The sequence below is a fragment of the Chitinophaga rupis genome, from assembly GCF_900109685.1.
Taxonomy (GTDB): domain Bacteria; phylum Bacteroidota; class Bacteroidia; order Chitinophagales; family Chitinophagaceae; genus Chitinophaga; species Chitinophaga rupis.
In genome coordinates, this window is sequence record NZ_FOBB01000013.1 from 160,007 (window position 1) to 184,271 (window position 24,265).

Here is a 24,265-nt window from a genome sequence, read left to right on the forward strand (position 1 = left end):
GTAATGCGTTATGTTTTTGTACTGCGTACAGGATTTGAACCTATATTTTCTTCGTGAAAGGAAGACGTCTTAACCCTTTGACCAACGCAGCGGAGTTTTTTTGATAGTTCTGTTTTTTTGTACGATCTTAGTAGTGGTTTCATGATTGTACCATTTTAGTACAATCCAGGCGGCCTCCTTCAGGGGGCCTCTTTTTTTTAAGTACGTACGTTCCTTCAACCTATCAGCTCCGTTCTCCTCATGCTGCTTCTTCCGGTACAGCGCCGGGGCTTTGCTCCAGGTGACAGCAGGTAATGGTAAAACAAACAACCGCACTTCTGAAAGTAGGCAATGAATCTTCCGTAGGCATAATCCCACCAATGATCTTTAGCTGCGTATCGGCATCCAGCCGGGCAATTGTTTTTTTATCAAAGTTTAATTTTCTGCTTGTTGAACGAGGTTTCATTATGATAAGTTTTAGGAGTTTAAAGTGAATTAAAATAGCGGGCTGCGGCTTAATTACTGCCCATACGGGTTCTCATATCATCAATGCCTGTTTTGCGGTTCTTTCCGGCCTTTACATACTGGTTACCAAACTTGTAGTTGAATATAATATTAAAGAACCTTGTTTCTATTTTATTATTATAAGCTGCATTTACATTCTGGTAATTTTCTACCGTGTATTTAGCGCGCTGGGTGTTGAAAACATCGCTCACACTCAGTTTCAGGCTACCCCGCTGCTGCAGGATGGTTTGGCTGATGCCCAGATCCAGCCTGAACATAGACGACATTTTAAAAATACCGGAAGCAATAGGCGACCTGTAAAAACCGGTAGCTTCTGCACTTAGCTGCTTAGAGAGCTTTAATGCGTAGTTGGATGATAGATAAGCAGCATAGGCTTGATTATCCAGTGCAGTACTGCCGGAGCTGCCTTTGTAGCTGGTGTACATAGCGCCCACCGTGTTTATAAAAGAGCTATTACCAATTACGGTGCTGCTGGTTACGGTTAAGGAAAGCAGGTCTGCGCCTGACAGGTTATCATAAGAGCTGATGATAAGCTTTGATGCCGTATCCTGCCGGTACACCTGCTGCAGTGAATTACCGGAATGTGCATAGGTAAGGTTAGCAGATATTTTATTGTCGTAGATATAAGACAGCTCCACGCTGTTATCTATCTGCGGTTTAATATAGGGATTACCCTGGCTGTAGCTATACTGGCTGTGATACAGGATAAAAGGATTCACATAATCAAAGCCATAGCGCATAATATTCCGCTTGTATCCTGCGCCCCATACATGTTTGGCCGAAGCGGCGTATTGTACGGACAGATTGGGGAACAGGTACAGGTAGCTGTTCTTATCCTTTTGCTGCAGGGTAACGGAGTATCCCTCCGTGCTGGTTTGCTCTGCCCGCAGCCCTGCCTGCACATTGTATTTGCCAAAGGTTTGATTATAATTCACATAAGCGGCGCTGATGTTCTCTTTAAAAATGAAATGGTTGGTTTTACCAAGGTCTGTTTCCCATTGGCCATTCACCGCATTTTCCCATAACACATCATTATCGGTAGTAGTACGGGTAGCTTTTACCCCGGCCTCCAGGCGGCCCCATTTTGCAGGGTATACATAGTCTGCTGCCAGTGCATATACTTTGTTATGTGCGGGGGAGCGGTTGCTTAATGTATCTGCATGCGAATAGGGTTTCTCCGGCGCGTCATAAAAGCGGGTAATAAAATGATCCTCCCAGGATTTGCGGTAATAGAAATAATCCGCGTTCACAGCAATTTCACTGCCCTGTTTATTCAGCACCTTTTTAAAGTACAGGTTTACAGAGGGGCTGAAGATACTTGCTGTACCCGTTGTAGCTACGTTAGACAAAGAATCCGGCTGCAGGGGTTTTCCAATGGCCGTGTTGTTCACTACTTCGCGGTCGCGGTAGTTAAGGTAGCCTTTTGCAAGCACGCCCAGGGAGGTGGTTTTGTTAATGTCGTAGTCCAGGCCCAGCTTAAAGTTGTTGTTATTGCGCCTGCGCTTATCGTACTCATTTTCTGTAATGGTGGTAGTGCCTAAATAGCGGGTGGAGCGGTTGTCAATGTACACCTGGTTATTACCATAATCATAGCTGCCGTACACATTTACCTTAGCGGTGCGATAGTTTAAACTCAGGCCGCTGTTGTAGCGTGCAAAACGCCCGGCCCCTGCACCCAGGGTAAAGATGCCGTTCATGCCCAGGCTACGGCCTTTGATGGTTTTTATGTTGATAACGGCGCCTCCCTGTGCATCGTACCTGGCAGAGGGGTGGGTAATGATCTCTACTTTATCCAGGCTGCTGCCGTTCATGGTTTGCAGCAGGGTATTCAGCTCTTCGCCGGAGAGGTTGGAGGGGCGGCCGTCTATCCATACCGTTACCGATTTACCTCTTACGCTCAGCGTACCATTTTGGTCGGCCAGTACGCCGGGCGCCCGTTTAATCACATCATAGGCATTGCTGCCGGCTGCCACCGGGCTTTCAGATACATTCAGGGTTATACGGTCCACGGACTGTACCAGGAAAGGTTTAGTGCCTTTCACCTCAAAGATCTTAAGGCTGATGGTGTCGGTTGCCAGGGTGGCGGAATCTTTGGCAGGGGCTTGTACCTGCCCGGCTGCCTGCTCCCCTGCTGCCACTACCAGCAGCATCCCCATTAACCAGCTATGTTTGATGATCTGTTTCATACATATCGATTTACATAGCAAACATATTAAGGGGAGCCCCTGCCATAAAAAAAGATACACCAACTATGCGGATCAATACTACCAACCGCCGGATGATGGTGTTGAAGAAAAACGGGGTTATTTCTTTTTATCGCCCTCCAGGTGAAAAATGTGCAGGAAACGGTGGGCAATGGGGGTGAACATTAAAGCTACTACGGATAAGAATATGACGCCGCTGTAAATGGCATAAATACCAGAAAAGATCTTGGCCCCGGCAGATTCCATGGGGTTTACAGGACCCATACCGGTAAGGATCATGGCGGCATTCAGGTAAGCATCCAGCCAGCCTAAATGGGCCAGGAAATGGTAACCGGCCATGCCTATCAGCATAGAGAAAATGATCACCAAAAAGGAAAATAAGCCATAACGCAGCAGGCGCCGTACAAACAAACGGCGGGGAAGCAGGGGTTGTGAGCGGTGTTCAAAATGCATAACCGGCTATTTTTTGCCTTTAAAGATACGTTTGAATGCCTTACCCAGCTTATTCAGGTTAGCCAGCTGCTCCTGTATAGGCGCCAGGGTAAGGTCTTCCGGCTGCACGCCAGCCTCCAGGTAATCCATTTCAATCTGTTCCGGGAAAACGAGGATGATATTGGTATCGCGGAAGTAGCGGCCCAAGCGGGCAGGAATATGTTCCTGGAAAGCGGTGTATGACAACGTGCCTTTGCGGGCAGAGACCACCACCAGCAGATCGCCGCTGCTTACTTCTTTGGAAAGCGCCTGAAAATCTTCCAGCTCCGTGGCGCCAATAGGCTTAAAGGTTACTTCCATATTGATCTTTGCATACTGCAAAAAGGTTTCCACCGCCACTTTAGTTTTTTCAGGACAGTGGATCACCAGGCGTGCGCCGATCTGTTTAGCCAGTATCAGCATTTTTTGCAGGTAATGCACAAAACCTTTTTCATATTCTGTATTGCGGGGCAGCGCCAGCACCATTTTTTTAGCTGCGTTCATAGGATGATGGAAATCGCATACGTACACGGTTTCCCATACGCTTTGCAGCACGTTATCCAGCGTGGTGCCGAATATGGAGCCAAACAGCCGGTCGGTGGTGCTGGTCTTATCCGTCCAGCCCAGTATTACATCTGTTATCAGCAACTCCTTGGCCGCACGGGAAATACCATCCGCCACATTCAGATCCACGCGTGTAATAGACTGCACATGGCTTTCCGTTGCAGCTGCGTGCATGACTGCAGCTTCCATCATTTTATTGGTAACATGGATCTTTTCTTTGGCCTCCTCATCATCCTGCACTACGGCCAGCGGGTACACCGGCGTTTGGGATCCCGGGTCTTTGATCATCACCGCCAGATCCAGCAGGGATTCTATACGCGCGGGGTTGGATACGGGTACCAGTATACGTTCGGGGCCGCCATCCGTTTCCGGCTTACGCTCTGCCTCTACTATAGCCAGGCGGCGGCCGGCATTTTCCGTTACAAACGAACCTACCAAACAGGTAACAAGAATAAGCAGCACTGTACCGTTCAGCACATTCTCATTAATAATGCCCATGTTAAAACCTATCAGTATCACCGCAATGGTGGCAGCGGCATGCGCGCTGCTTAAACCAAAGATCACATTCCGTTGCGGAACACTGTAGCCAAAAGAAAGCTGTGTAAAAAAGGCTGCCAGCCATTTGCTGAATAAGGCCATAACAGTCAGGGAACCAGCAATGATCAATGCCTCCTGCCCTTTCAGCAGCACCCGCAGGTCTACTATCATACCTACACTGATCAAAAAGAAGGGAATGAACAGCGCATTACCTACAAAAGCAATACGGTTCATTAATGTAGAGGTATGTGGTATCAGCTGGTTTAATGCCAGCCCGGCAAGGAAAGCGCCAATGATCCCCTCCACCCCTGCCAGCTCCGCCAAGAAGCCCGCCAGGAACACCAGGGCTAATACAAATATGAAGTGCGAGGTTTTATCGTCCTTGATCTTTTTAAAGAACCAGCGCCCGATCATTGGAAAGATCCACAGTATAATGGTAGCAAATACAGTTACCGATACACCCAGCCGTATCCAGAAATAAGTATTCAGGTTGCCGGCAGCAGCGCCGGTAATAATAGCCAGTATTAATAATACAGCCGTATCCGTTATAATGGTGCCACCTACGGCCACCGTTACTGCCTCATTTTTAGTGATGCCTAAACGGCTGGCTAATGGATAGGCTACCAGCGTATGTGTGGCAAACATGCTGGACACCAGCAGCGTGGCCATAAAGTTAAAATGCAGCCAGTAGGTACAAACCAGGTATCCTAAAATAAGGGGAATAAAGAAAGTGAAAGCGCCAAATACCAGGCTGCGGTGACGGTTCTTGCGGAACTCCGTCATGTCCAGCTCCAACCCGGCCAGGAACATAATGTATAACAAACCGGCCTTGCCAAACAGGTCTATGCTGCCCTTTTCTATGATCTTAAAGCCGTGATCGCCAATGGCCATGCCGGCAATGATAAGGCCTATAATACTGGGTATACGGAACTTACGCAGAATAATAGGAGCCAGCAGGATAATGAACAACACCAATGAAAAAATAGGTACCGGATCTTTCAATGGCAAGCTTATGTCCAGCAACAAAAACCCTCCTTTCAATACAGTCATCATGGCCTTATATTTATTCCGGGCATAAATTACTCCATTTTATGTACACTATTACATTAAAAATGTCTGGGAACCCCATGCACATCCCTTCACTTTTTACCCTCTTGTAACATGCATCTGTGATTTGATATAAGTGATAAACACGTTGGTGGATTATAGTTTTATACGGCTTATGCTGAACATATCTTTATATCGTTAACAGCACACAACAACAACTTAGCTAAGAAAAAGGGGCATCTGAAAACCTTTAACAGAGTAAGAAAGGAGGTATCCGAAAATCCTTGATCAGAGTAGGAAAAATAAAACGTTAAAATTTTACAATCATGAAACCCGTAAAAAATCAAGACGACGCTAAAAAATTAGATCTGCAAAAGAAAACCGTTTCTGTTCTGTCTGACAACCAGCTGAATGCTGTTGATGGCGGTAAGAATGAAGAAGCAATCACTACTTCCTGGGGTCCTTGCACCGGCTTTACCTGCTGCCCTCCGGCTACTACCGGCACTGGTGATCAGCCTGGCCAGGATGCTTAATCAGATCCGATTTCAAGATCAGAGTAGAAAAAAAATTTAAACGTTAAAATTTACAATCATGAAACCCATAAAAAACCAAGACGACGCTAAAAAATTAGATCTGCAAAAGAAAACTGTTTCTGTTCTGTCTGACAACCAGCTGAATGCTGTTGATGGCGGTAAGAATGAAGAAGCGATCACCACTTCCTGGGGTCCTTGTACTGGCTTTACCTGCTGCCCTCCGGCTACCACCGGTACCGGTCTTGAGCCTGCACAGGATGCCTAAGCAGATCCGGTTCCAACATATAAATAAGCTAACCGTGTTACATGGTTAGCTTATTTTTTCTGCAAAGGTTACTCCGTTCATACTTCACCTTTTATTGATTGCATATGTATACGCTTGAACAAAATTTACAGCAAACAATAGCAGATAAGCTGCAGTTAATAGGCGAACATTATTTAGGCGCTTATGCCAGCGATCCGCACTTGGACAATTTTTCCCTGTTGCCGGGCCACGCCGGCTGCCTGCTGGTACAAGGTATTTTTTTGCAACGCACCGGCGATGTACAATACCGGGAAGCATTATTGCAAACAGAAAAATTCCTGCTGCATCAGATCAATACATCCGATCCTTTATCCGCTGTTTTTTGCGACGGCCTGGCAGGATGGGGTTGGCTGATGGTCCATTTAAAAACACAGGGCATTTTACCGGATTTTGATGAAAGCATCCTGGAACAGGTAGATGGCATATTGGAAAAAAGCCTGGATACCATGCTGCAAAAAGGCAACTATGATCTTTTTTACGGCGCATTAGGCCTGGGCGTGTATTTCCTGAAAAGAAAACAGCATCACCTGGTAGCGCGCATACTCACCCACTTTTCAGCCAGCGCTGTGCAGGCGGATAATGAGGTGCGCTGGCTGCAGTTCCGCCCGGTGCCTTCTGCCAAACCCCGGTACGACTTTGGCCTGCCGCACGGTATTACCGGCATCCTGTACTTTGTGCATAAATGTTATCAGGCTAATGTGCTACCTGCGTTGTGTGAGGGGCTGATGAAAAAAGGGATCGGTTTTTTCCTGAATAACATACAGGATGAAGCTACCGTACATTCCTTTTTCCCTTACTGGATAGATGCTGAACAATACGGCCAGATCACTTTGCAGCCCGTAAGGTCAAGGCTGGCCTGGTGCTATGGCGATCTTGGCATTCTGTATACCTTGCTGCAGCTGGCAAAGACCCTGCAAAACACTGCGCTGGAAGGTGCTGTGCTGCAAATGCTGCTGAAAACCTGCACCCGCAGAACGCCGCAGGAAACGGACGTGGAAGAACCCGGGTTTTGCCATGGCGCCAGCGGTGTAGGCTACCTGTATATGAAGCTGTTCAAACAAACCGGGCACCCCCTGTTTAAAGAAACCGCCGAACACTGGTACCAGCAAACCTGTGCGCTGGGTAATAAAAACGGACCGGCCGGCTACCTGTTCCAGGTGGGGGAAAATAGCTGGGCGCCTGCCTCCGGCATACTGGAAGGCCTGGGCGGCATAGCCCTGTCGCTGCTGGCCTATGCCTACCCGGATGCGCCTGACCATTGGGATGAATGCCTGTTCCTCTCGTAATAGTGCAGGCCCCTAGTATTTCCCGATAATTACTGTAATTTTGCGCAAAGCCATGAAGTAAACCATGAGTCAGCGTACCGAAACCGGCACATATAAAAAAGAATTGGAGGATGTGCTCGTCGCAGAAGATGAGCAATTCCCTTTTAGCCTTATAGTGTGGAATGATGATGTAAATACCTTTGACTGGGTGATACAATCATTAATTGAAGTATGTGAACACTCCGCAGAACAGGCGGAACAATGCGCGCTTTTTATCCACTACAACGGTAAGTATGCGGTAAAACATGGCGAATTTACCCAACTACGCCCCATGTGCGAAGCACTCCTTGACCGGGGCATCAGCGCCACCGTTGAAGAAGCCGTGGAAGGCTGAGCTGATTTACGATCTTAGATTTACGATTTTAGATTTGACCGGAGCGGGTGATGGCATTTGCCTCAAATTGTTCAAATTTAATTGCAGTACATCTTATTAAAATCTAAAATCGTAAATCGTATATCTAAAATCGCATGGTTTTTTCCCTTACAAAAGAGCTGGTATTTCCACCCGTGCACCTGTCAGATGATGACGGGCTGCTGGCCGTGGGCGGCGATCTTTCAACAGAGCGGCTGCTGCTGGCCTACCGTTCGGGCATTTTCCCCTGGTATAATGAGCCGCCCATTTTGTGGTGGAGCCCTGATCCCCGTTTTGTATTATTCCCTTCGGAGCTAAAGGTATCTGCCAGCATGCGGCAAATACTCAAAAAGCAGGTCTTCCGTATTACCTTCAACCAAAACTTTGCAGCCGTGATCCGCGGCTGCCGCCGTGCTCCCCGTAAAGGCCAGGATGGCACCTGGATCACCAAGGCTATAGAACGCGCTTACATACAGCTGCATGAGCAGGGATATGCACACTCTGTAGAGTGCTGGCTGGAAGATAAGCTGGTAGGCGGTTTATACGGCATACGGCTGGGCAATTGTTTCTTTGGTGAATCCATGTTTGCCAATGTGAGCAATGCCTCCAAAGCAGCTTTTATCACATTCGTACAATCCCATAGTGATCTAACCCTGGTCGATTGCCAGGTACATACAGAACACCTGGCCTCCTTAGGCGCACGTTTTATAAACCGGGATGAGTTTTTGGAGTTGATTGAATCGTAGTCCATGGTCGATGGTCCATGGTCCATGGTCCACAGCCTACTGCGTATTGTTGATACTACGTTAAAGTTTATGGACGACGGTCCACAGCCTACTGCACCATAAATAGTCCACGGTCGATGGTCCATTGCCTGGAGCATGTGGCTGGTACTGCGAAGTCCACGGACCACAGTCTTGTACGCAGTAACCGATACCACGCAGTAGGCCATGGACCATCGACCATGGACTGTGAACTGTGAACTGTGAACTGCCGTCTGTAGACCGCTGACCGTTGTCCATAGCCAACGAACCAACATGAATGCGGAAAAAAGCGTAAATTAAAATGCGCTTAGAACAATCCCATCACTCATCCTAAATTTACCACCAATGAAAAAGTTCGCACTGTACGTATCCATCCTGGTCTTGTCTGCCTTTACAGTTCAGCAGCCGGCATTAACGCGGGACGATAAATCATTTCTGCTGGACCAGCTGCAAAGCACCAAAACCACTCTGCTAAACGATGTTTCAGGCCTCAGTGATGCGCAGATGCAGTTTAAACCATCCCCGGATCGCTGGTCTGTCAGCGAATGCATGGAACATATTATTAAGGTCGAAAAAGCCATTTTTGACCAGGAGCAGGCCAGTATGAAACAGCCACCCAACCCTGAAAAACGCAGCGAAATAAAGGTTACAGATTCCGTACTCATTAAAATGATGGCAGACCGCAGCCATAAAGCCCAGGCAGCAGAAGAAATGAAACCCAAAGACATCTATACCAGCTCCTCTGCAGCCGTGGAAGCATTTACCACTCAGCGTGATCAGATCATCAACTATGTTAAAGGTACCAATGACGATATGCGCAGCCACGTAATAGCCTCCCCGCGCGGTTATCTGGATGCCTACCAGTATATGCTAATCATTGCCGGCCATTGCGGCCGCCATACGCAGCAGATCGAGGAGGTGAAAGCTGATCCGGCGTTTCCCCGTAGTAATTAATAATTAAGAATGAATAATTAATAATCGTATTGAAGGAGTACGTGGAAGTGCAGTGCTGCGTTGTTATTGAATAGTAACGTAGTACTACGCACAAGTACTATGGCACTATTATTAATAACTCATTTAAACATAAATGCAGTACCACGTCCAGGCGTAGTACTGCATTTATTATTATCAATTATTCATAAACAAAAATGCAGTATCGGCACTCTCGCGTAATACTGCATCCATTATTATTAATTATTAATCCTTAATTATTATTTCGCTGAAGGCGCCTTCTTCTTCACATACCCTCCCTCAAAAAAGCACTTAATCCCCCGGTACGCCCCGCAGCCGCCAATTTCACGGATGCTTACCCGGCCGGCGCCGAACTGGAAGCCGATACCGCAGGAGGTTTCCTTATCCTTATACTCCCCCTTATTGCTGCCGGTAAAGTGGCCGGTGCCGCTTAGCTCTCCCTTACAGTTGCCATTGTCTTTGGAAAAGGTAATAAAGAACTGGAAGGTTTTAGCATCCTGCCCATCGCGGATAGAAATAATGTTCATATCACCGGAAGTATAATCACCGGAGAATTTATGCTTATGCGCTAAAGTATCTATCGGGTTAAAGATCTGCCCGGGCGTCGTAGGCCCGTTAGAGTTAGTCATGATCAGTGTGATGGCGCCGTTGGCATTTGCCATGTAAAAATCTTCCTTTAACGCGGTATTGGAGCCCACCGGTTTTTCCGTACTGGTTTTTATCACGTATTTATTATCCAGCGTAAAGCTCATCTGCTCCGGGCTGTTAGCATCTTTCCTGGCTGCCACCATGCGGTTCAGGTACTTGCCTTTTTTATCAGTAAAACAGATATACGCTACTGTGGAGGACCGGTCCACCGCCCTGATCACAAAATACTGCAGGTTGCTGCCCGCTATATAAGCCAGCGGATAATATTTCAGATGCCTGGTTTTGGTAGAGTCTGTACCGGCCAGGGTATCTGTCAGGAACTGTTTCAGCACATCCCGCTGCAAGGCCAGGGAATCGGGCTGCTTTTGCAGCAGGGAATCGGCCATTAGCCGGTAAGGCGCCTGTTGTTCAGGAAATAAGGCTTTAAAATCTTCAAAGGTCACCGGGCGTCCGCCGGAGGTATGCTTGTTCCCGGAGCCGCAACCGGCTAAAATACCCACGGTTAAAAGTAGTGCCAACAACCTGTTCATGCTTAGAGTAGAATTGTTTCTTGCCGAAAAGTTAAAGATATTTTTGATATATACCGCATAGCTAATCAAAAAAAATGCCGGTTAAATGGATGAACGGAGCCTTCCCGCTCCTGCAAGGGTTGGGAATAACATGGAAAATGTTTAGATTTGTCTAACTTTTATTTTAGGGTTTATGAATTTAACAGTTGCAGAGGAAAACTACATCAAGTCTATTTATAAGCTGGAAGAAGGGACAGAAGCGGTAACCACTACCGGATTAGCCTATGAGCTGGATACCAAACCCGCATCCGTAACGGATATGGCTAAAAAGCTAAAAGAGAAAAAGCTTATTGATTATGAAAAGTACCAGGGCATTAACCTTACTGCCGAAGGTAAAAAGGCCGCCCTGCACATTATACGCCGCCACCGCCTGTGGGAATGTTTCCTGGTAGATAAGCTGGACTTTAGCTGGGAAGAGGTGCATGAGCTGGCCGAAGAGCTGGAACATGTGCGCAGCGAAAAGCTGATCAGCCGCCTCAGCGACTTCCTGGGTAACCCTACCATTGACCCGCATGGGGACCCTATTCCCGATGCACAGGGCAAAATGGGGAAACAACGCGCGCAAATATCCCTGGACCAGGCCCGCATCAAACGCCTGGAGGTAACGGCCGTATCCGACAAATCAGCCGCTTTGCTGGAATTCCTAAACGCCAAAGGTATTCGCCTGGGCACCCAGCTGGAAGTAATTGAACGCTACGAATTTGATAATTCCATTGAAATAAAGATCCGGAACCAGCCCGCCTTTACCATTAGTGAACAGGTGAGTAAAAATATTATGGTACGGCCCCTGTAAGTGAAACAAATAATTTTCTGTTAAAGCTATGGATCATATTGCTACATCGCTGAGTGAAGTACATCAGAGTATAGATACCACTGCGCGGTCGCGGTGGAAAAAGCTGCTATCTTTTTTTGGACCCGCCTACCTGGTAAGCGTAGGTTATATGGATCCCGGCAACTGGGCCACTGACCTGGCCGGGGGCAGCCAGTACGGCTACCAGCTATTATGGGTGCTGCTCATGAGTAACCTGATGGCCCTGCTGCTGCAAAGCCTGAGCGCCCGCCTGGGGATTGTGCGCGGCCGTGACCTGGCGCAGGCTAACCGGGAAACCTACCCGCCCGTTATCAACTTTATTTTATACGTGCTGGCAGAGATAGCCATTGCCGCCTGCGACCTGGCAGAAGTGCTGGGCATGGCCATAGGTATACAGCTGCTTACCGGCCTGCCCCTGGTATGGGGCGTTAGCTTTACGGTGTTGGATACTTTTCTGCTGCTGATCTTACAACGCTATGGCATCCGCAAAATGGAAGCGTTCATCATAAGCCTGGTAGCCATTGTAGGCATCTCTTTTTTAACGGAGCTGGTAATTGCCCGGCCTGTAATGTCAGAAGTAGTAACCGGTTTTGTACCCACCATACCGGATAATGCAGCCCTGTACATTGCCATTGGTATTATAGGCGCCACCGTAATGCCGCATAACCTGTACCTGCATTCCGCCCTGGTGCAAACGCGCAAAATTCAGCGGGATGAAAAGGGCATTAAACAGGCACTGAAGCTAAACTTTATTGACAGCACCGTGGCCCTGAACCTGGCCTTTTTTGTAAATGCCGCCATCCTCATATTAGCCGCCACCGTATTCTTTAAAAGCGGGCGTACGGATATTGCAGAGATCCAGGACGCGCACGAGCTGCTGGAAAAACTGCTGGGCAGCAAAGTAGCCCCCATCCTGTTTGCAGTAGCGCTGATAGCCGCCGGCCAGAGCTCTACAGTAACAGGCACCCTGGCCGGGCAGATCATTATGGAAGGTTACCTGCGTTTACGCATCAACCCCTGGCTGCGCCGTTTGATCACCCGCCTGCTGGCCATAGTGCCTGCCTTACTCACCATCTTATTAGCGGGCGATGATAAAGTAGGCGAGCTGCTGGTGTTCAGCCAGGTATTATTGAGCCTGCAATTAGGCTTTGCCATAATACCACTCATTCATTTTGTGAGTGATAAAGGCACCATGGGCGATTATGCCATCAAGCCGTTAACCAAAATTGCCAGCTGGCTGATCACCGCCGTGCTGGTATACCTGAACCTGCGCATGGTATTTACAGAAGCCTTTAAATATATTACCCATTCAGGCAATGGCTGGGTAGATGCTATTATTATACTGTCAGGGATAGGTTTTGTGGTGCTGCTGGTCATCACCATTGTATTTCCGATCATCAGCCGGTACCGGCAAATAGCTTCTGTACGCATACACCCTTCCCAGCTGCTTTCTTTGGGCAGCATGGAAAAACCGCAGTATTACCGTATAGCCCTGGCGCTGGACTTCAGCAAGCAGGATGAAAAAGTGATCACTAATGCAGTGGCTAACGGTAACGAGCATACGGAATATATACTGATACATGTAGTGGAAAGCGCTTCTGCCAAATACTTCGGCAGACTGTCTGACGATTTTGAAACCCGTAAGGACCAGGAGCAGCTGGATAGTTACCTGGCCTTGCTGCAGGCACGCAACCTCCGCGCGCGGGGCATACTGGGCTACCGGCATCCCGCCAAGGAAATTGTACGTATTGTAAAGGAAGAAAAAGCAGATTTTATTGTAATGGGAGGCCATGGCCATACCGGTATTAAAGACTGGATTTATGGCGAAACAGCCCACCAGGTACGGCACAACGTAAAAGTACCCGTACTGCTGGTGCAATAAATAATGGCATATGCTACACTGTTTTAAACCAGGCGATCAGAAACATTTTACCCGCGTAGTGCGCGAGGAAGATTGCGCAGCATTTGACAGCGGCGCTGTACACCCCGTGTACAGCACCTTTGCGCTGGCGCGTGATGCGGAATGGTGCTGCCGTTTATTTGTGCTGGATATGAAGGAAGCAGATGAAGAAGGTATTGGCACCATGCTTACCGTACAACATCATGCACCGGCCAAAGCGGGCAGCAGTGTGGATTTTACGGCCACTATTGTACAATTGCAGACACATACTATTGTGTGCAGGTATGAGGCAAAAGTGGGCAACCTGGTTATTGCCACAGGGGAACAGGGACAAAAAGTGCTTAAAAAAGAGAAACTTCAAAAACTATTTGAGTTATAAACGTCACTTTTGACCGTTAAAATTAATCCAGACCCCTTCTTTCCTGTACCACCACATCACACTGAATATCAGTTAGATACAACAGATCAAAATATCCTTTTAACAAAATTTTATTATAACGGTTTCTTAATCTGGCACAAAACGGAACAGCTTTTGGATTACACTATCCGAACCAAAAGTTTTATACCATGTCTAAGAATAGTTTAGAGTTTGTAAAGCAAAACATCCAGGAATTAGCTATTGGTAATTATTCAAGTTATCCGCAAGATTATGATCCTGTAAAACAGGAGACCAGCAATAATATCCAGTCATTAGCCAAAGGCTACTGGGACGTGCGTGATATGAAAGAAGTAGAACGTGATGAAAAATTAAACATCCACTTGGATGATTATATTGAATGGTCACGTGAAGCTTACCAGGATTTTATAGCACAGGATGTAAACGCATTAAACTAAGTACCTTTTTCTCTTGAAGGATAAAGCCGTCCCAGGTCTTGTACCCGGGACGGCTTTATTTTTGATGCTATCCATGTGGTATAACAGCAACCTTGTTTGATAAAGCATTCCATCATGCAGGCATTCAACATCAATATTGCACAACCCGTATTGGATAACTTAATGCAAAAGCTGCAGCTGCTCCGCTGGCCGGATGAGGTGCAGCATGCCGGCTGGGAGTATGGCACAAACCTCCCTTATATGCAGGAGCTCACAGCTTACTGGCAACAGCAATATAGCTGGCGCCAACAGGAAGCAGCGCTTAACCGCTTTCCTCATTTTAAAACCAGCATTGACGGAAAAGATATTCATTTCATTTATGCACGGGGCAAAGGCTCACACCCTGTTCCCATTATTATTACCCATGGCTGGCCAGGCTCTTTTTATGAGCTGCTGAAAATTGTTCCCCTGCTCACAAATAGTACAGATCTTTGCTTTGATGTAATTATACCTTCCATACCCGGTTTCGGTTTCTCCGCCCGCCCGCAGGAACCTGGCTGGACGCTGGAAAAAACCGCGCACCTGTGGCATAAATTAATGACCGGTGTATTGGGCTATTCCCGCTACGCCGCCAGTGGCACAGATTTCGGCAGCGGTATTACACGGTACCTGGCACTGCATTATCCGCAACAGCTCAGCGGCATTTATCTTTCTTATGTTGGATTCCCGGACTTTAATGCAGATCAGTCAGACCTTACTCCGGCAGAACAGGCTTATCTGAAAGAACGGCAGCAATGGATGATGCGCGAAGGCGGGTATGCCATGATACAAAGCACCAAGCCGCAAACACTCTCCTACGGGTTAAATGATTCACCATTGGGATTGGCTGCCTGGCTCATTGAAAAATTTCAATCGCTGAGTGATTGTAATGGCGTTATAGAAACACGCTTCACCAAAGATGAGCTGTTGACCAATATCATGATCTATTGGGTTACGCAAACCATTCCTTCCTCCATACGCACGTACTATGAAAATGCACGGACACCACCGCCGCTCAAGAAAGGTGAACGGATTGAAGTGCCTGCAGGCATTAGCCTTTTTAAAGGTAATAAGCCGCCGATTGAATGGGTGGAGCGCAGCCTGAATGTACAGCACTGGACAGATATGCCCCGTGGCGGCCACTTTGCTGCGATGGAGGAACCGGAATTGCTGGCAGCTGATATGCAGCTGTTCTTCCAGGCCATAAAAAACGAAGGATAAATATTATAGCCCCAGCGCTGCCTTTAACTTGGGATAACCTGTTTTACTTACAGGCACTTTAGCGCCGGTTCTTAAGATGGCCAGGTGATTTTCTTTTTCATATGGCTCTATACGGGTAACCTGGTTCACATTCAGCATGTAAGAGCGGTGCACGCGGGCAAACTGTTGCGGGTCCAGCGTTTGTTCAAAAAAGCTCATGGTCTTATTCTTCAGGAAAGCGCCTTCGGGGGTAATGATCTTCACATAATCATCCGCTGCTTCCAGGTAATGTACATCCTGCACGGGAATAATTTTGATCTTACCATTGATCTTTACCACAATACGGTTACTCTGCAAAGGCGATGCTGCAGCGGTTTCCAGCAGCTGTGTGGTTTGCTGCGGGGCAGCTGGGGGCGTAGCAGTAGCTTTATTACCTAACCATTTTTGCAATGCTTTTTCAAAGCGGTCTTTTGAAAAAGGTTTTAACAGGTAGTCCACTGCATTCACCTCAAAAGCACGGATGGCATGTTCTTCAAAAGCCGTTGTAAAGATCACGGCAGGCATCTCTTCTACCAGCTCCAGCATTTCAAAGCCATTGATCTTGGGCATCTGCACATCCAGGAAAATAATATCCGGCTGGTGCTGCTGAATGGCTTTCAGCCCTTCAAATCCATCATTACATTCCTGTAATACCTGCACTTCCGGGAAGCCCATTAAATATTCCAATACTACAGCGCGGGCCAAAGGCTCATCATCAATTATGATTGCTTTTATCATGTGGTTGTGGTACTTTAATTAAGGTAGTAAAGATCTGGTCATCGGAGCTAACTTCCAGCAGGTCCTGCCGGGCAAACAGCAGGTACAGCCTGCGGCGTATGGAGCTTAGTCCAAACCCGGTGCCCTGGTGCGGCTGCTGCAAAGCGCTGTCATACGGGTTTTGCACCTGCACATACAGCATATCCTGCTGCACCCAGGCTTTTATAGTAATGGTAATGGCCTCCGTGGTATCATACAACCCGTATTTAATGGCATTCTCTACCACCGGTTGTAATAACATGGGCGGCATTACCAGTTGTTGTGTGTTTTCATCGGCCACCACTTCGGTTGATAAACGATGCCCGAAGCGCACCTTTTCAATATCCAGGTACCATTGCAGGTACTGCAGCTCTTCCGGCAGCGCTATCCATTGCTGGTCTTCCCGTTTTAAGGTGCCCCGCAAAAAGTCAGACAGCTTCAGCACCATTTCCCTGGCCTGCTGCGGGCGTAATACGATCAGGGCGTTAATGGAGTTCAGGCTGTTAAACAAAAAGTGCGGCTGTAATTGCTGCCGCAGCTTATACAGCTCTGCCTCCCGCGATAAACGTTCTGTAGCTTCCCGGCGTTCCAGCGCTTCCTGCTGCTCTGCCATGTCATACATCAGCAGGGCGCGCAGGCCCATGCTCGTGATCACCAGCCAGGCTACCAGGAAGTGTATGGGCACTGCTGCGTTTAGCCATTGCAGGTAGGCATGATCTGCCTGGAAAAAATATTTTAACCAGCAGGTGGTCACCGCCATCCAGATAGCCGTTAACACCGTGCTGTAACAAATTACAAACACGTATTTGCCTTTCGCCGGCCGGTAATAGCCCAGGTTATGCGCTATAATGGCCACCGCAACACCCAGTAGCAGGGTATGCACTGCACTGTCGGCCCAGGCATTAATGGTCCCCAGCTTAAACCACTGTATCAGCAGCACACCATACAGTAACAGGAACACGTAGGTAGTTACTGCTATGGTCCATCGGAAATACTTGTCTGATAAAGGGCGTTTTATCACAGTGTTTGTTTGTAATTAATTCTTAATTATCAGTTATTAATTTCAATGAAGCGGGACTCCTGCAGCTGCGCAGACTTCATCTGCAGCCACGCTACATAAGCATTAGCATCCGACGGTTCTTCAATACGGGAATACAGCTCCATACCGTCAGACAGCTGATCCAGTGTAAACAGCTCCGGTACATTAATGAACTTCCATTCTACCAGCTCTTGTTTCTGGTTACGGAAGGCATATTGTTCCTGCTGTCCTATTTCGCGGGCCTTTTGTGCGGCCTCCTGTTTTGTTTCTGCACTAATCAGGCGCAATTGCTCATCGAACTGCGGCATGTGGTTACCACTGCCACAAATGATCTGGTACACTATTTTTGCTACAAACCAACGCATACAAATTCAATTTAAAAGGGTTTAGAATGGGTACAATACAGAATATAGGTTACTGGCTTAATAACTCTTAATATCTATGCCGCCAAATACACAAATGCCTTTGATCAGCAGCCTTTTATCGGGATTAGGGGCCAGCAGCTCAATGGCGCGCTTATCCTCTACCCCTCCAAAGATGGTGTTTACTTCTATTTTCACATCCCAGTTGGAAGGTACTATCATCTCAACGCCCCCGAAAATGGCCGTGGCATCTATTACAACCGTGCCGGTAAAATCCGCCTGGGTAAGGTTCACCTCAGAACCGCCAAAGATGGAAGTAATATCACCTCCCTGAAAATTCTTGGATAATACGATCCGGTTATCGCCCCCGAAAACGGCCAGGGCATTCAGGAAATCTTCTGAGTTCTGTCCCACTACGGTTTCCTGGTAAGAGCCGGCATTCCAGCGCCGCCTGTCTTCCCGCCACTGCTTCCTGTCCCCCTCCTGCAGGTAACGCTGCGGACGGTTATGGGAAGGACGTTTAGTAAGCATATACACTCCGATAACCACCAGCACTAAAGGCCAGCCATAACGGGGAAAGTCAAAATCCCAGTGAATGATCTCTTCGGAAAGAAAAATGCCGCCGATCAGCATCATAATAAACCAGGGTCCGCCCCGGAACTTATGCTTGATGGCCACAACAAGGCCCAGGAGTATCAGGAGCATTTGCCAGGAAAATATCCAGGAAGGCACATTCAGGTGCAGGTTCTGTAAAAAAAAGAAGATACCTAACACAATAAGCACTAAGCCGCCCCATATGCCCTTGCTTCTTCTATTTATGATGTTTTGATTTTGATTTTCCATTACTGTAAGATTGTGATGTAAAATTATTACGGGAGCGCGGGTACATCAAATGGATTTAGGCTAAAAATACCGGAGTTCCGGTAAACGGTGGCAAAAGACCGGTGAAAATAATTTGCATGTACTTTTGTTTTACATTTAGCCCGTAAACGTTATAGCCATGCATAAGTTTTTTTCTGTACGCGCCCGGGAGATCCAGGACCTGGAAAGCCAGGTAAATACCTTCTTAACTAATAACCCTGATATTGTGATCGTTAGCTCCAACCAATCCCTGGTGCCGGTAGGCGACACACAGGATATCCTGTACTCCATTATTTATAAGGAAGCGCCCAAACCTACCCGTATTGGCCGCCTGGGCCAGGACTGACAAGCGGCCGGCCATCCTGTAAAACAGGCACTTACCCGCTATAGCTAAATACCACCCCTTCCAGGGGATGTTTTACAGCCTGTAGGTACTGGCCATCCAGCTGTGCTGTCTAAAATCGTCTGCCTGAAATGTAAAATCGGTGTACCTTTGCGCTCGATTATTTCACTAAAGTCACTGTTTTATGCCGGCAGAAAAGATCATAATGACCAATGGGCAGTTAAAGGTTCCCGACCATTGTATTATTCCATTTATTGAAGGTGACGGGATTGGCCCCGACATTTGGCGGGCCAGCGTGCGCGTATTTGACGCCGCCGTAGCCAAAGTGTATGATAATAAACGGAAAATTGAATGGAAGGAAGTACTGGCGGGCGAAAAAGCCTTCCAGGCTACCGGTGAATGGTTACCTAAGGCCACCCTGGATGCTTTTAAGGAATACCTGATCTCCATAAAAGGACCTTTGACCACGCCGGTAGGCGGCGGCATCCGCTCCCTGAATGTGGCCATGCGCCAGGAGCTGGATCTTTACGCCTGTGTACGCCCCGTACGCTGGTTCAATAAAGTGCCTTCTCCGCTGAAACATCCTGAGAACGTGAACATGGTGATCTTCCGCGAGAACACCGAAGATATTTATGCCGGCATTGAATATATGTACGGCACCCCCGAAGCCGATAAGCTGCTGCACTTTTTGCAGAACGACCTGGGCGTGAAAAACATCCGCTTCCCGGCAACTTCTTCCCTGGGCATTAAACCCGTATCCAAGGAAGGTTCTGAAAGGCTGATCCGCTCCGCCATTAAATATGCCATTGAAAATAAACAGTCATCTGTAAGCCTGGTGCACAAAGGCAATATCATGAAGTTTACAGAAGGCGGCTTTAAGAACTGGGGTTATGAGCTGGCCAAACGCGAGTTTGGCGATTTCGTATATACCTGGGAGGAGTGGGAAACCACTAAAAAAGCACAGGGCGAAGAAGAAGCCAACAAACAAATGAACATTGCCCTGGCACATAACAAAATACTGATCAAAGACGTAATTGCCGATAACTTCCTGCAGCAGATCCTACTGGCTCCGCAGGATTATACCGTGGTAGCTACCCTGAACCTGAACGGCGATTATATTTCCGATGCAGCAGCAGCAGCCGTAGGCGGTATAGGCATTGCACCCGGCGCCAACATTAACTATGTAACCGGCCACGCTGTATTTGAAGCTACCCATGGCACTGCCCCGCGCTTTGCCAATACCAATAGCATGAACCCCAGCTCCGTAATCCTAAGCGGCGTAATGATGCTGGAATACATGGGCTGGAAAGAGGCCGCAGACATTATTGTACATGGCCTGAGCACCGCTATTATGCGCAAACGCGTAACCATTGACTTCTATAAGCTGATGGATGATGCCACCCTGGTGTCTACGAGCGAGTTTGCAGATGAGATTATAAAACAGATGTAATAAAGCGTAAAGCATAAAGGATAAGGCAAAAAGCTGAATGAATAATTTATTAACAGGCTTTTTGCTTTATCCTTTTATCTTTTTGCTAATTTGGATTTTATACCACGTTATAGTAATTTCCGGGTTTATCTTATTGAGCAACCATAGATAACCTTAATTAAAAACAATACCTGAAATGGCAGAAAAGATCAAAGTCGCAAATCCGGTAGTAGAACTGGATGGAGATGAGATGACACGGATCATCTGGAAATTCATTAAAGACAAACTGATACTTCCCTACCTGGATGTTGATATCAAATACTACGACCTGGGCGTAGAATACCGCGATCAAACCAATGACCAGGTAACCGTAGATGCCGCTAACGCGATCAGACAGTACGGCGTTGGTATCAAATGCGCTACCATTACTCCCGACGAAGCCCGCGTAAAGGAATTTAACCTGAAACAAATGTGGAAATCGCCCAACGGCACTATCCGTAACATCCTGGATGGTACTGTATTCCGCGAGCCCATTGTTATGAAGAACGTTCCCCGCCTGGTGCCCAACTGGACCGCCCCTATTTGTATAGGCCGTCACGCATTCGGCGACCAGTACCGCGCTACCGACTTTGTAACCAAAGGTAAAGGTAAGCTGACCATCACTTTTGAAGGTGAGAACGGCGAAAAGATCCAGCATGAGGTATACAATTTCAAAGGCGACGGCGTAGCCCTGGCTATGTACAACACCGATGAATCTATCAAAGGTTTTGCACGCGCCTGCTTTAACCAGGCCCTGTTAAAACAATGGCCGCTGTACCTGAGCACCAAGAACACCATTCTGAAAAAATACGATGGCCGTTTCAAGGATATCTTTGAAGAGATCTACGAAAACGAATTCAAAGCTGAATTTGAAAAACATAAGCTGGTATATGAGCACCGCCTCATAGATGATATGGTGGCCAGCGCCCTGAAATGGAACGGTAACTTTGTATGGGCCTGTAAGAACTACGATGGCGACGTACAATCCGATACCGTTGCACAAGGTTTTGGCTCCCTGGGCCTCATGACCTCTACCCTGGTTACGCCGGATGGTAAAACCATGGAAGCAGAAGCGGCCCACGGTACCGTAACCCGCCACTACCGCGATCACCAGGCTGGTAAGCCTACCTCTACCAACCCCATTGCCTCCATTTTCGCATGGACCCGTGGTTTGGAATTCCGTGGCCGCCTGGATAACAACCAGCCGCTGATCGATTTCTGCCAGGCACTGGAGCAGGTTTGTATTGAAGTAGTGGAAAGCGGTAAAATGACCAAGGACCTTGCTGTATGTATCCACGGTAATAAAGTGGAGCATGGCAAACACTTCCTGTATACAGAAGAGTTCCTGGAAGAGCTGAACACTGCTCTGAAAGCTAAACTGAAGAAATAATTGAACACATTGGTTCAACCGATAAAATGTCCTGTACCCGTAAGGTGCAGGACATTTATTTTTAACATCCCTGCCCTATGAAACGTACTTTACTTTTTCTGCTACCTGTTATGATGCTGGCCTATGCCTGCCAGCCCTCCGGCGCTAACGGCCACGCCGCCACGCCGCAGGATACCGTTGCCAACGTAAGCACCGCACCGGATAGCAGCGCTCCACAACTTACAGCAGCGCGGGATACCAGCCTTGCTGATACTGTTGCGGCAGAAGACCAGCCCTATGCAGATTATTACATTGTAGTAGCAGATACCGGCTTCAGTTACCATCCGTTACAGGCTAAGCTGCTGCAGCTGAAAGCCGCTACCCACCTGAAGGTAGACAGTATGGGCCGTTATTATAATCCGCAGAAGAACCGTATTGTATTACCGGATGATGATGAAGATGAGATCTATGCCGGTGAATATTATCCCCGCCGGGAACCGGGTGAATACCTTAGCCTGGAATACCTGTATGTATATTCCCGCCACACGGAAGATAGTACCCTGGCCCTTATCAGCGGTATTTACGCAGATGAGGCAAGCGCCAATGCAGCCCTACCCGCCATTAAAGCGCAGGTACCCGGCGCCTTTGTGATGAAAGGGAGCGTGTATATCGGGTGTATGCATTAGAGAGCATAAAGCTCAAAGCAGAAAGCCTGGTACACCATTTAAAATAATAGCAATAAAAAAGCATAAAGCTGCTGCAATCAATCGCTGCATTAGCTTTATGCTTTCTGCTTTATCCTTTCAGCTTCTAAAAGCCTATCTTCTTCCTCAACACCTTATCCTCGCCATAAATATCATCGTAAAAAAGCAGGTGATCATCCTGCGCGCCGGCCGTAAAATAGCGGATGTAAATAGGTATGCGGCTAACGGGGATCTGTTTCTTTTCCTGCATGGCCAGCCAGGTACGTACACTATCACGCAACGTATTCTTATAGGAAGTATCGTCTTTTATCAGGTACATAGCCAGGCTATCCCACTGTTGCACGCGTACGCAACCATGGCTCAGCGCGCGGAAGGCATTGCGGAACAGGCCGCGGTTATTGGTATCATGCAGGTACACGCTGTACTTGTTCATGAAGTTAAATTTCATGATGCCTAATGAATTATCTTCCCCATCCATCTGCCGCAATACATAAGGGAAATGGCCCCGGTGCAGCTGCATCCAGTCAATAGTAGTAGGGTCTACGGCATTGCCATCCTTATCTATTACTTCCAGGTTCTTGCTGGCCAGGTAGTTCACATCTTTACGTATAGCCGGCAGCATTTCCTTAAACACAATGCTGTACGGCACGCGCCAGTAAGGGTACATTACAAAGTTGGCCATGCGCGAATTCAGCAAAGGCGTACGGGTCTTGGGCGTACCCACTATTACCCGCGATTCCAGGGCTACTGCTCCGCTATCCATTACCTCCAGCTCAAAGGCCGGCACATTCACCATTATATAACGTTGGGGCAGGGTATCCGGCAGCTTGCGCCAGCGGTCCAGGTTCAGAGCCACCTGCACTTCCCAGTCATGCAGGGAGCGGTTCAGCATTTCCCGCGTTTTTTTACCTGCTACCCCATCCGGGTATAAATTAAATGCCTTTTGAAATGCTTTAATGCCATCTTTTAGTAAGGCGGTATCGCCTGCGTGGCCGCTGGTATCAACAAAACCGCCCTGCACCAGCCGGTTTAGCAGCAGCTGTTTAAAGGCAAGGGTATCTGTATAGTTCTCCGGTATGGCGTTCCAGCGTTTGCTGCCATAGGTTTTGCGGAAGTTAAGCAGGCCTTTTTTCAGCGCTACATATCCTGCATGCGAAGGTTCCAGGCTGCCTAATACGGCTGCAATATTTTTCTGCTGTAATGCTTTTTGTAAAAGTGCGGTCAGTACCGTATCGGTAAAAGTAGAATCTTTGCGCAGGGTAATGCTGTCACGCGGCGCTACACCAAAATGCAGGTGGGTAGCCATTTTCATAAAAGCGTCAGATAGCATCACGTCCATCTTTGCCCACTGCGCTGCATCTCTCTTTGACTCTTCACTGGTCTTAAACGTTTGCATAATAGTGGTAAGCTGTGCGGCATGGTATTGCGATGGCAGCAAGCCCTCATCCATGGCGTTCTGTACCAGGTACAGCATCGCATCTGCATTGGCGCTGGCTACCCCGCTGTCTGACCATTGCGGGGCATTTTGATGTTGCTGGTAAAAGTATTGAAGGGCTGTGATCATACCCGGCACACTATCTTCCATTAAACCATTATTATCCGCCATATAATTCAGGCGGTCAGCTATGTTGCCGGTTACAGCTTCATGCAGCTCTTTAAGGTTTTGTACGATCACGCGTTCTTTGGGGGCTTTGTGGCGGCACGCTGCCAGCAAACAAACGGTTACAGCTAACAAGTAAAATAAACGATTATTACCTCTCATTGGGA

Annotated in this window: 25 protein-coding genes and 1 tRNA gene; 15 read left to right on the top strand and 11 right to left on the bottom strand. The window is 47.7% G+C overall.

Annotated features, from left to right (window positions below):
* Positions 1-19: 19 nt before the first annotated feature.
* The 5 genes from BMZ54_RS31565 to BMZ54_RS31585 form a co-directional block, all read right to left on the bottom strand.
* Positions 20-91 (bottom strand) — tRNA-Glu (locus BMZ54_RS31565).
* Positions 92-238: 147 nt separating this feature from the next.
* Positions 239-445: a class I lanthipeptide gene (locus BMZ54_RS31570; protein ID WP_089921114.1), complete on the bottom strand. Its 207-nt coding sequence runs from the start codon at positions 443-445 to the stop codon at positions 239-241.
* A 49-nt stretch (positions 446-494) separates the two neighbouring features.
* The gene (locus BMZ54_RS31575) at positions 495-2,690 is read right to left on the bottom strand and encodes an outer membrane beta-barrel family protein (protein ID WP_089921116.1); all 2,196 of its coding nucleotides are present in this window, start codon (positions 2,688-2,690) and stop codon (positions 495-497) included.
* 117 nt (positions 2,691-2,807) lie between these two features.
* The gene (locus BMZ54_RS31580) at positions 2,808-3,161 is read right to left on the bottom strand and encodes a hypothetical protein (protein WP_089921117.1); all 354 of its coding nucleotides are present in this window, start codon (positions 3,159-3,161) and stop codon (positions 2,808-2,810) included.
* A gap of 6 nt (positions 3,162-3,167) precedes the next feature.
* On the bottom strand, positions 3,168-5,333 hold the full coding sequence (locus BMZ54_RS31585) for a cation:proton antiporter (protein ID WP_238386748.1): 2,166 nt from the start codon (positions 5,331-5,333) through the stop codon (positions 3,168-3,170).
* A gap of 320 nt (positions 5,334-5,653) precedes the next feature.
* On the opposite strand from BMZ54_RS31585, the gene BMZ54_RS31590 reads away from it, so the two are divergent.
* From BMZ54_RS31590 to BMZ54_RS31615, 6 genes are all read left to right on the top strand, one after another.
* Entirely contained in the window at positions 5,654-5,860 is a 207-nt protein-coding gene (locus tag BMZ54_RS31590) for a class I lanthipeptide (protein WP_089921120.1), read from the top strand.
* Positions 5,861-5,918: 58 nt separating this feature from the next.
* Positions 5,919-6,125 carry a class I lanthipeptide gene (locus tag BMZ54_RS31595; protein ID WP_089921122.1) on the top strand — a complete coding sequence of 69 codons (207 nt, stop codon included), beginning with the start codon at positions 5,919-5,921 and terminating at the stop codon, positions 6,123-6,125.
* Between the two features lie 104 nt (positions 6,126-6,229).
* Positions 6,230-7,450 carry a lanthionine synthetase C family protein gene (locus BMZ54_RS31600; protein ID WP_143081202.1) on the top strand — a complete coding sequence of 407 codons (1,221 nt, stop codon included), beginning with the start codon at positions 6,230-6,232 and terminating at the stop codon, positions 7,448-7,450.
* Between the two features lie 64 nt (positions 7,451-7,514).
* On the top strand, positions 7,515-7,823 hold the full coding sequence (locus BMZ54_RS31605; protein ID WP_089921125.1) for an ATP-dependent Clp protease adaptor ClpS: 309 nt from the start codon (positions 7,515-7,517) through the stop codon (positions 7,821-7,823).
* A 134-nt stretch (positions 7,824-7,957) separates the two neighbouring features.
* Positions 7,958-8,587, top strand: coding sequence for a leucyl/phenylalanyl-tRNA--protein transferase (gene aat, locus BMZ54_RS31610; protein WP_089921127.1), 630 nt, complete (start codon positions 7,958-7,960; stop codon positions 8,585-8,587).
* Positions 8,588-8,950: 363 nt separating this feature from the next.
* Positions 8,951-9,559 carry a DinB family protein gene (locus BMZ54_RS31615; RefSeq protein ID WP_089921128.1) on the top strand — a complete coding sequence of 203 codons (609 nt, stop codon included), beginning with the start codon at positions 8,951-8,953 and terminating at the stop codon, positions 9,557-9,559.
* A 257-nt stretch (positions 9,560-9,816) separates the two neighbouring features.
* Here BMZ54_RS31615 and BMZ54_RS31620 read toward each other — a convergent pair whose 3' ends face one another.
* Positions 9,817-10,755 (bottom strand): hypothetical protein, encoded by a 939-nt coding sequence (locus BMZ54_RS31620; protein ID WP_143081203.1) that lies wholly within the window; start codon positions 10,753-10,755, stop codon positions 9,817-9,819.
* Positions 10,756-10,927: 172 nt separating this feature from the next.
* Here BMZ54_RS31620 and BMZ54_RS31625 point away from each other — a divergent pair, with 172 nt between their 5' ends.
* The 5 genes from BMZ54_RS31625 (at position 10,928) to BMZ54_RS31645 (ending at position 15,578) form a co-directional block, all read left to right on the top strand.
* Entirely contained in the window at positions 10,928-11,587 is a 660-nt protein-coding gene (locus BMZ54_RS31625; protein WP_089921131.1) for a metal-dependent transcriptional regulator, read from the top strand.
* Between the two features lie 28 nt (positions 11,588-11,615).
* Positions 11,616-13,487, top strand: a complete 1,872-nt coding sequence (locus BMZ54_RS31630; RefSeq protein WP_089921133.1) for an Nramp family divalent metal transporter — start codon at positions 11,616-11,618, stop codon at positions 13,485-13,487.
* A 10-nt stretch (positions 13,488-13,497) separates the two neighbouring features.
* Complete coding sequence (locus tag BMZ54_RS31635; RefSeq protein WP_089921134.1) at positions 13,498-13,884, top strand: thioesterase family protein; 387 nt, start codon at positions 13,498-13,500, stop codon at positions 13,882-13,884.
* A gap of 188 nt (positions 13,885-14,072) precedes the next feature.
* The gene (locus tag BMZ54_RS31640) at positions 14,073-14,339 is read left to right on the top strand and encodes a hypothetical protein (RefSeq protein WP_089921136.1); all 267 of its coding nucleotides are present in this window, start codon (positions 14,073-14,075) and stop codon (positions 14,337-14,339) included.
* Positions 14,340-14,453: 114 nt separating this feature from the next.
* Positions 14,454-15,578, top strand: coding sequence for an epoxide hydrolase family protein (locus BMZ54_RS31645; RefSeq protein ID WP_089921138.1), 1,125 nt, complete (start codon positions 14,454-14,456; stop codon positions 15,576-15,578).
* Positions 15,579-15,581: 3 nt separating this feature from the next.
* Here the strand turns inward: BMZ54_RS31645 and BMZ54_RS31650 are convergent, their stop codons facing one another.
* The 4 genes from BMZ54_RS31650 to BMZ54_RS31665 are packed head-to-tail and all read right to left on the bottom strand — an operon-like array spanning position 15,582 to position 18,596.
* Positions 15,582-16,334 (bottom strand): LytR/AlgR family response regulator transcription factor, encoded by a 753-nt coding sequence (locus tag BMZ54_RS31650; protein ID WP_089921139.1) that lies wholly within the window; start codon positions 16,332-16,334, stop codon positions 15,582-15,584.
* Complete coding sequence (locus BMZ54_RS31655; RefSeq protein WP_202909410.1) at positions 16,312-17,373, bottom strand: sensor histidine kinase; 1,062 nt, start codon at positions 17,371-17,373, stop codon at positions 16,312-16,314. Before BMZ54_RS31655 ends, BMZ54_RS31650 begins: the two co-directional genes overlap by 23 nt.
* Positions 17,374-17,402: 29 nt before the next feature.
* The gene (locus BMZ54_RS31660) at positions 17,403-17,756 is read right to left on the bottom strand and encodes a DUF4288 domain-containing protein (protein WP_089921141.1); all 354 of its coding nucleotides are present in this window, start codon (positions 17,754-17,756) and stop codon (positions 17,403-17,405) included.
* A 57-nt stretch (positions 17,757-17,813) separates the two neighbouring features.
* Positions 17,814-18,596, bottom strand: coding sequence for a LiaF transmembrane domain-containing protein (locus tag BMZ54_RS31665; protein WP_089921143.1), 783 nt, complete (start codon positions 18,594-18,596; stop codon positions 17,814-17,816).
* Positions 18,597-18,753: 157 nt separating this feature from the next.
* On the opposite strand from BMZ54_RS31665, the gene BMZ54_RS31670 reads away from it, so the two are divergent.
* From BMZ54_RS31670 to BMZ54_RS31685, 4 genes are all read left to right on the top strand, one after another.
* On the top strand, positions 18,754-18,960 hold the full coding sequence (locus tag BMZ54_RS31670; RefSeq protein WP_089921144.1) for a hypothetical protein: 207 nt from the start codon (positions 18,754-18,756) through the stop codon (positions 18,958-18,960).
* A 181-nt stretch (positions 18,961-19,141) separates the two neighbouring features.
* Positions 19,142-20,407: an NADP-dependent isocitrate dehydrogenase gene (gene icd / locus BMZ54_RS31675; protein ID WP_089921146.1), complete on the top strand. Its 1,266-nt coding sequence runs from the start codon at positions 19,142-19,144 to the stop codon at positions 20,405-20,407.
* A 175-nt stretch (positions 20,408-20,582) separates the two neighbouring features.
* Positions 20,583-21,815 (top strand): NADP-dependent isocitrate dehydrogenase, encoded by a 1,233-nt coding sequence (locus BMZ54_RS31680; protein WP_089921148.1) that lies wholly within the window; start codon positions 20,583-20,585, stop codon positions 21,813-21,815.
* A gap of 77 nt (positions 21,816-21,892) precedes the next feature.
* The gene (locus BMZ54_RS31685; protein WP_143081204.1) at positions 21,893-22,480 is read left to right on the top strand and encodes a hypothetical protein; all 588 of its coding nucleotides are present in this window, start codon (positions 21,893-21,895) and stop codon (positions 22,478-22,480) included.
* Positions 22,481-22,604: 124 nt separating this feature from the next.
* Here BMZ54_RS31685 and BMZ54_RS31690 read toward each other — a convergent pair whose 3' ends face one another.
* Complete coding sequence (locus tag BMZ54_RS31690; protein WP_162277729.1) at positions 22,605-24,233, bottom strand: L,D-transpeptidase family protein; 1,629 nt, start codon at positions 24,231-24,233, stop codon at positions 22,605-22,607.
* Between the last annotated feature and the right edge of the window lie 32 nt (positions 24,234-24,265).

Bases quoted from the DNA above. Each gene is read 5' to 3' on its own strand.
- BMZ54_RS31605 (WP_089921125.1), top strand. From the start codon at position 7,515: ATGAGTCAGCGTACCGAAACCGGCACATATAAAAAAGAATTGGAGGAT.
- BMZ54_RS31630 (WP_089921133.1), top strand. From the start codon at position 11,616: ATGGATCATATTGCTACATCGCTGAGTGAAGTACATCAGAGTATAGAT.
- BMZ54_RS31575 (WP_089921116.1), bottom strand. From the start codon at position 2,690: ATGAAACAGATCATCAAACATAGCTGGTTAATGGGGATGCTGCTGGTA.
- BMZ54_RS31685 (WP_143081204.1), top strand. From the start codon at position 21,893: ATGAAACGTACTTTACTTTTTCTGCTACCTGTTATGATGCTGGCCTAT.
- BMZ54_RS31615 (WP_089921128.1), top strand. From the start codon at position 8,951: ATGAAAAAGTTCGCACTGTACGTATCCATCCTGGTCTTGTCTGCCTTT.
- BMZ54_RS31595 (WP_089921122.1), top strand. From the start codon at position 5,919: ATGAAACCCATAAAAAACCAAGACGACGCTAAAAAATTAGATCTGCAA.
- BMZ54_RS31625 (WP_089921131.1), top strand. From the start codon at position 10,928: ATGAATTTAACAGTTGCAGAGGAAAACTACATCAAGTCTATTTATAAG.
- BMZ54_RS31585 (WP_238386748.1), bottom strand. From the start codon at position 5,333: ATGATGACTGTATTGAAAGGAGGGTTTTTGTTGCTGGACATAAGCTTG.
- BMZ54_RS31665 (WP_089921143.1), bottom strand. From the start codon at position 18,596: ATGGAAAATCAAAATCAAAACATCATAAATAGAAGAAGCAAGGGCATA.
- BMZ54_RS31570 (WP_089921114.1), bottom strand. From the start codon at position 445: ATGAAACCTCGTTCAACAAGCAGAAAATTAAACTTTGATAAAAAAACA.
- BMZ54_RS31620 (WP_143081203.1), bottom strand. From the start codon at position 10,755: ATGAACAGGTTGTTGGCACTACTTTTAACCGTGGGTATTTTAGCCGGT.
- icd (WP_089921146.1), top strand. From the start codon at position 19,142: ATGCCGGCAGAAAAGATCATAATGACCAATGGGCAGTTAAAGGTTCCC.
- BMZ54_RS31635 (WP_089921134.1), top strand. From the start codon at position 13,498: ATGCTACACTGTTTTAAACCAGGCGATCAGAAACATTTTACCCGCGTA.
- BMZ54_RS31670 (WP_089921144.1), top strand. From the start codon at position 18,754: ATGCATAAGTTTTTTTCTGTACGCGCCCGGGAGATCCAGGACCTGGAA.
- aat (WP_089921127.1), top strand. From the start codon at position 7,958: ATGGTTTTTTCCCTTACAAAAGAGCTGGTATTTCCACCCGTGCACCTG.
- BMZ54_RS31580 (WP_089921117.1), bottom strand. From the start codon at position 3,161: ATGCATTTTGAACACCGCTCACAACCCCTGCTTCCCCGCCGTTTGTTT.
- BMZ54_RS31590 (WP_089921120.1), top strand. From the start codon at position 5,654: ATGAAACCCGTAAAAAATCAAGACGACGCTAAAAAATTAGATCTGCAA.
- BMZ54_RS31660 (WP_089921141.1), bottom strand. From the start codon at position 17,756: ATGCGTTGGTTTGTAGCAAAAATAGTGTACCAGATCATTTGTGGCAGT.
- BMZ54_RS31645 (WP_089921138.1), top strand. From the start codon at position 14,454: ATGCAGGCATTCAACATCAATATTGCACAACCCGTATTGGATAACTTA.
- BMZ54_RS31650 (WP_089921139.1), bottom strand. From the start codon at position 16,334: ATGATAAAAGCAATCATAATTGATGATGAGCCTTTGGCCCGCGCTGTA.
- BMZ54_RS31680 (WP_089921148.1), top strand. From the start codon at position 20,583: ATGGCAGAAAAGATCAAAGTCGCAAATCCGGTAGTAGAACTGGATGGA.
- BMZ54_RS31640 (WP_089921136.1), top strand. From the start codon at position 14,073: ATGTCTAAGAATAGTTTAGAGTTTGTAAAGCAAAACATCCAGGAATTA.
- BMZ54_RS31600 (WP_143081202.1), top strand. From the start codon at position 6,230: ATGTATACGCTTGAACAAAATTTACAGCAAACAATAGCAGATAAGCTG.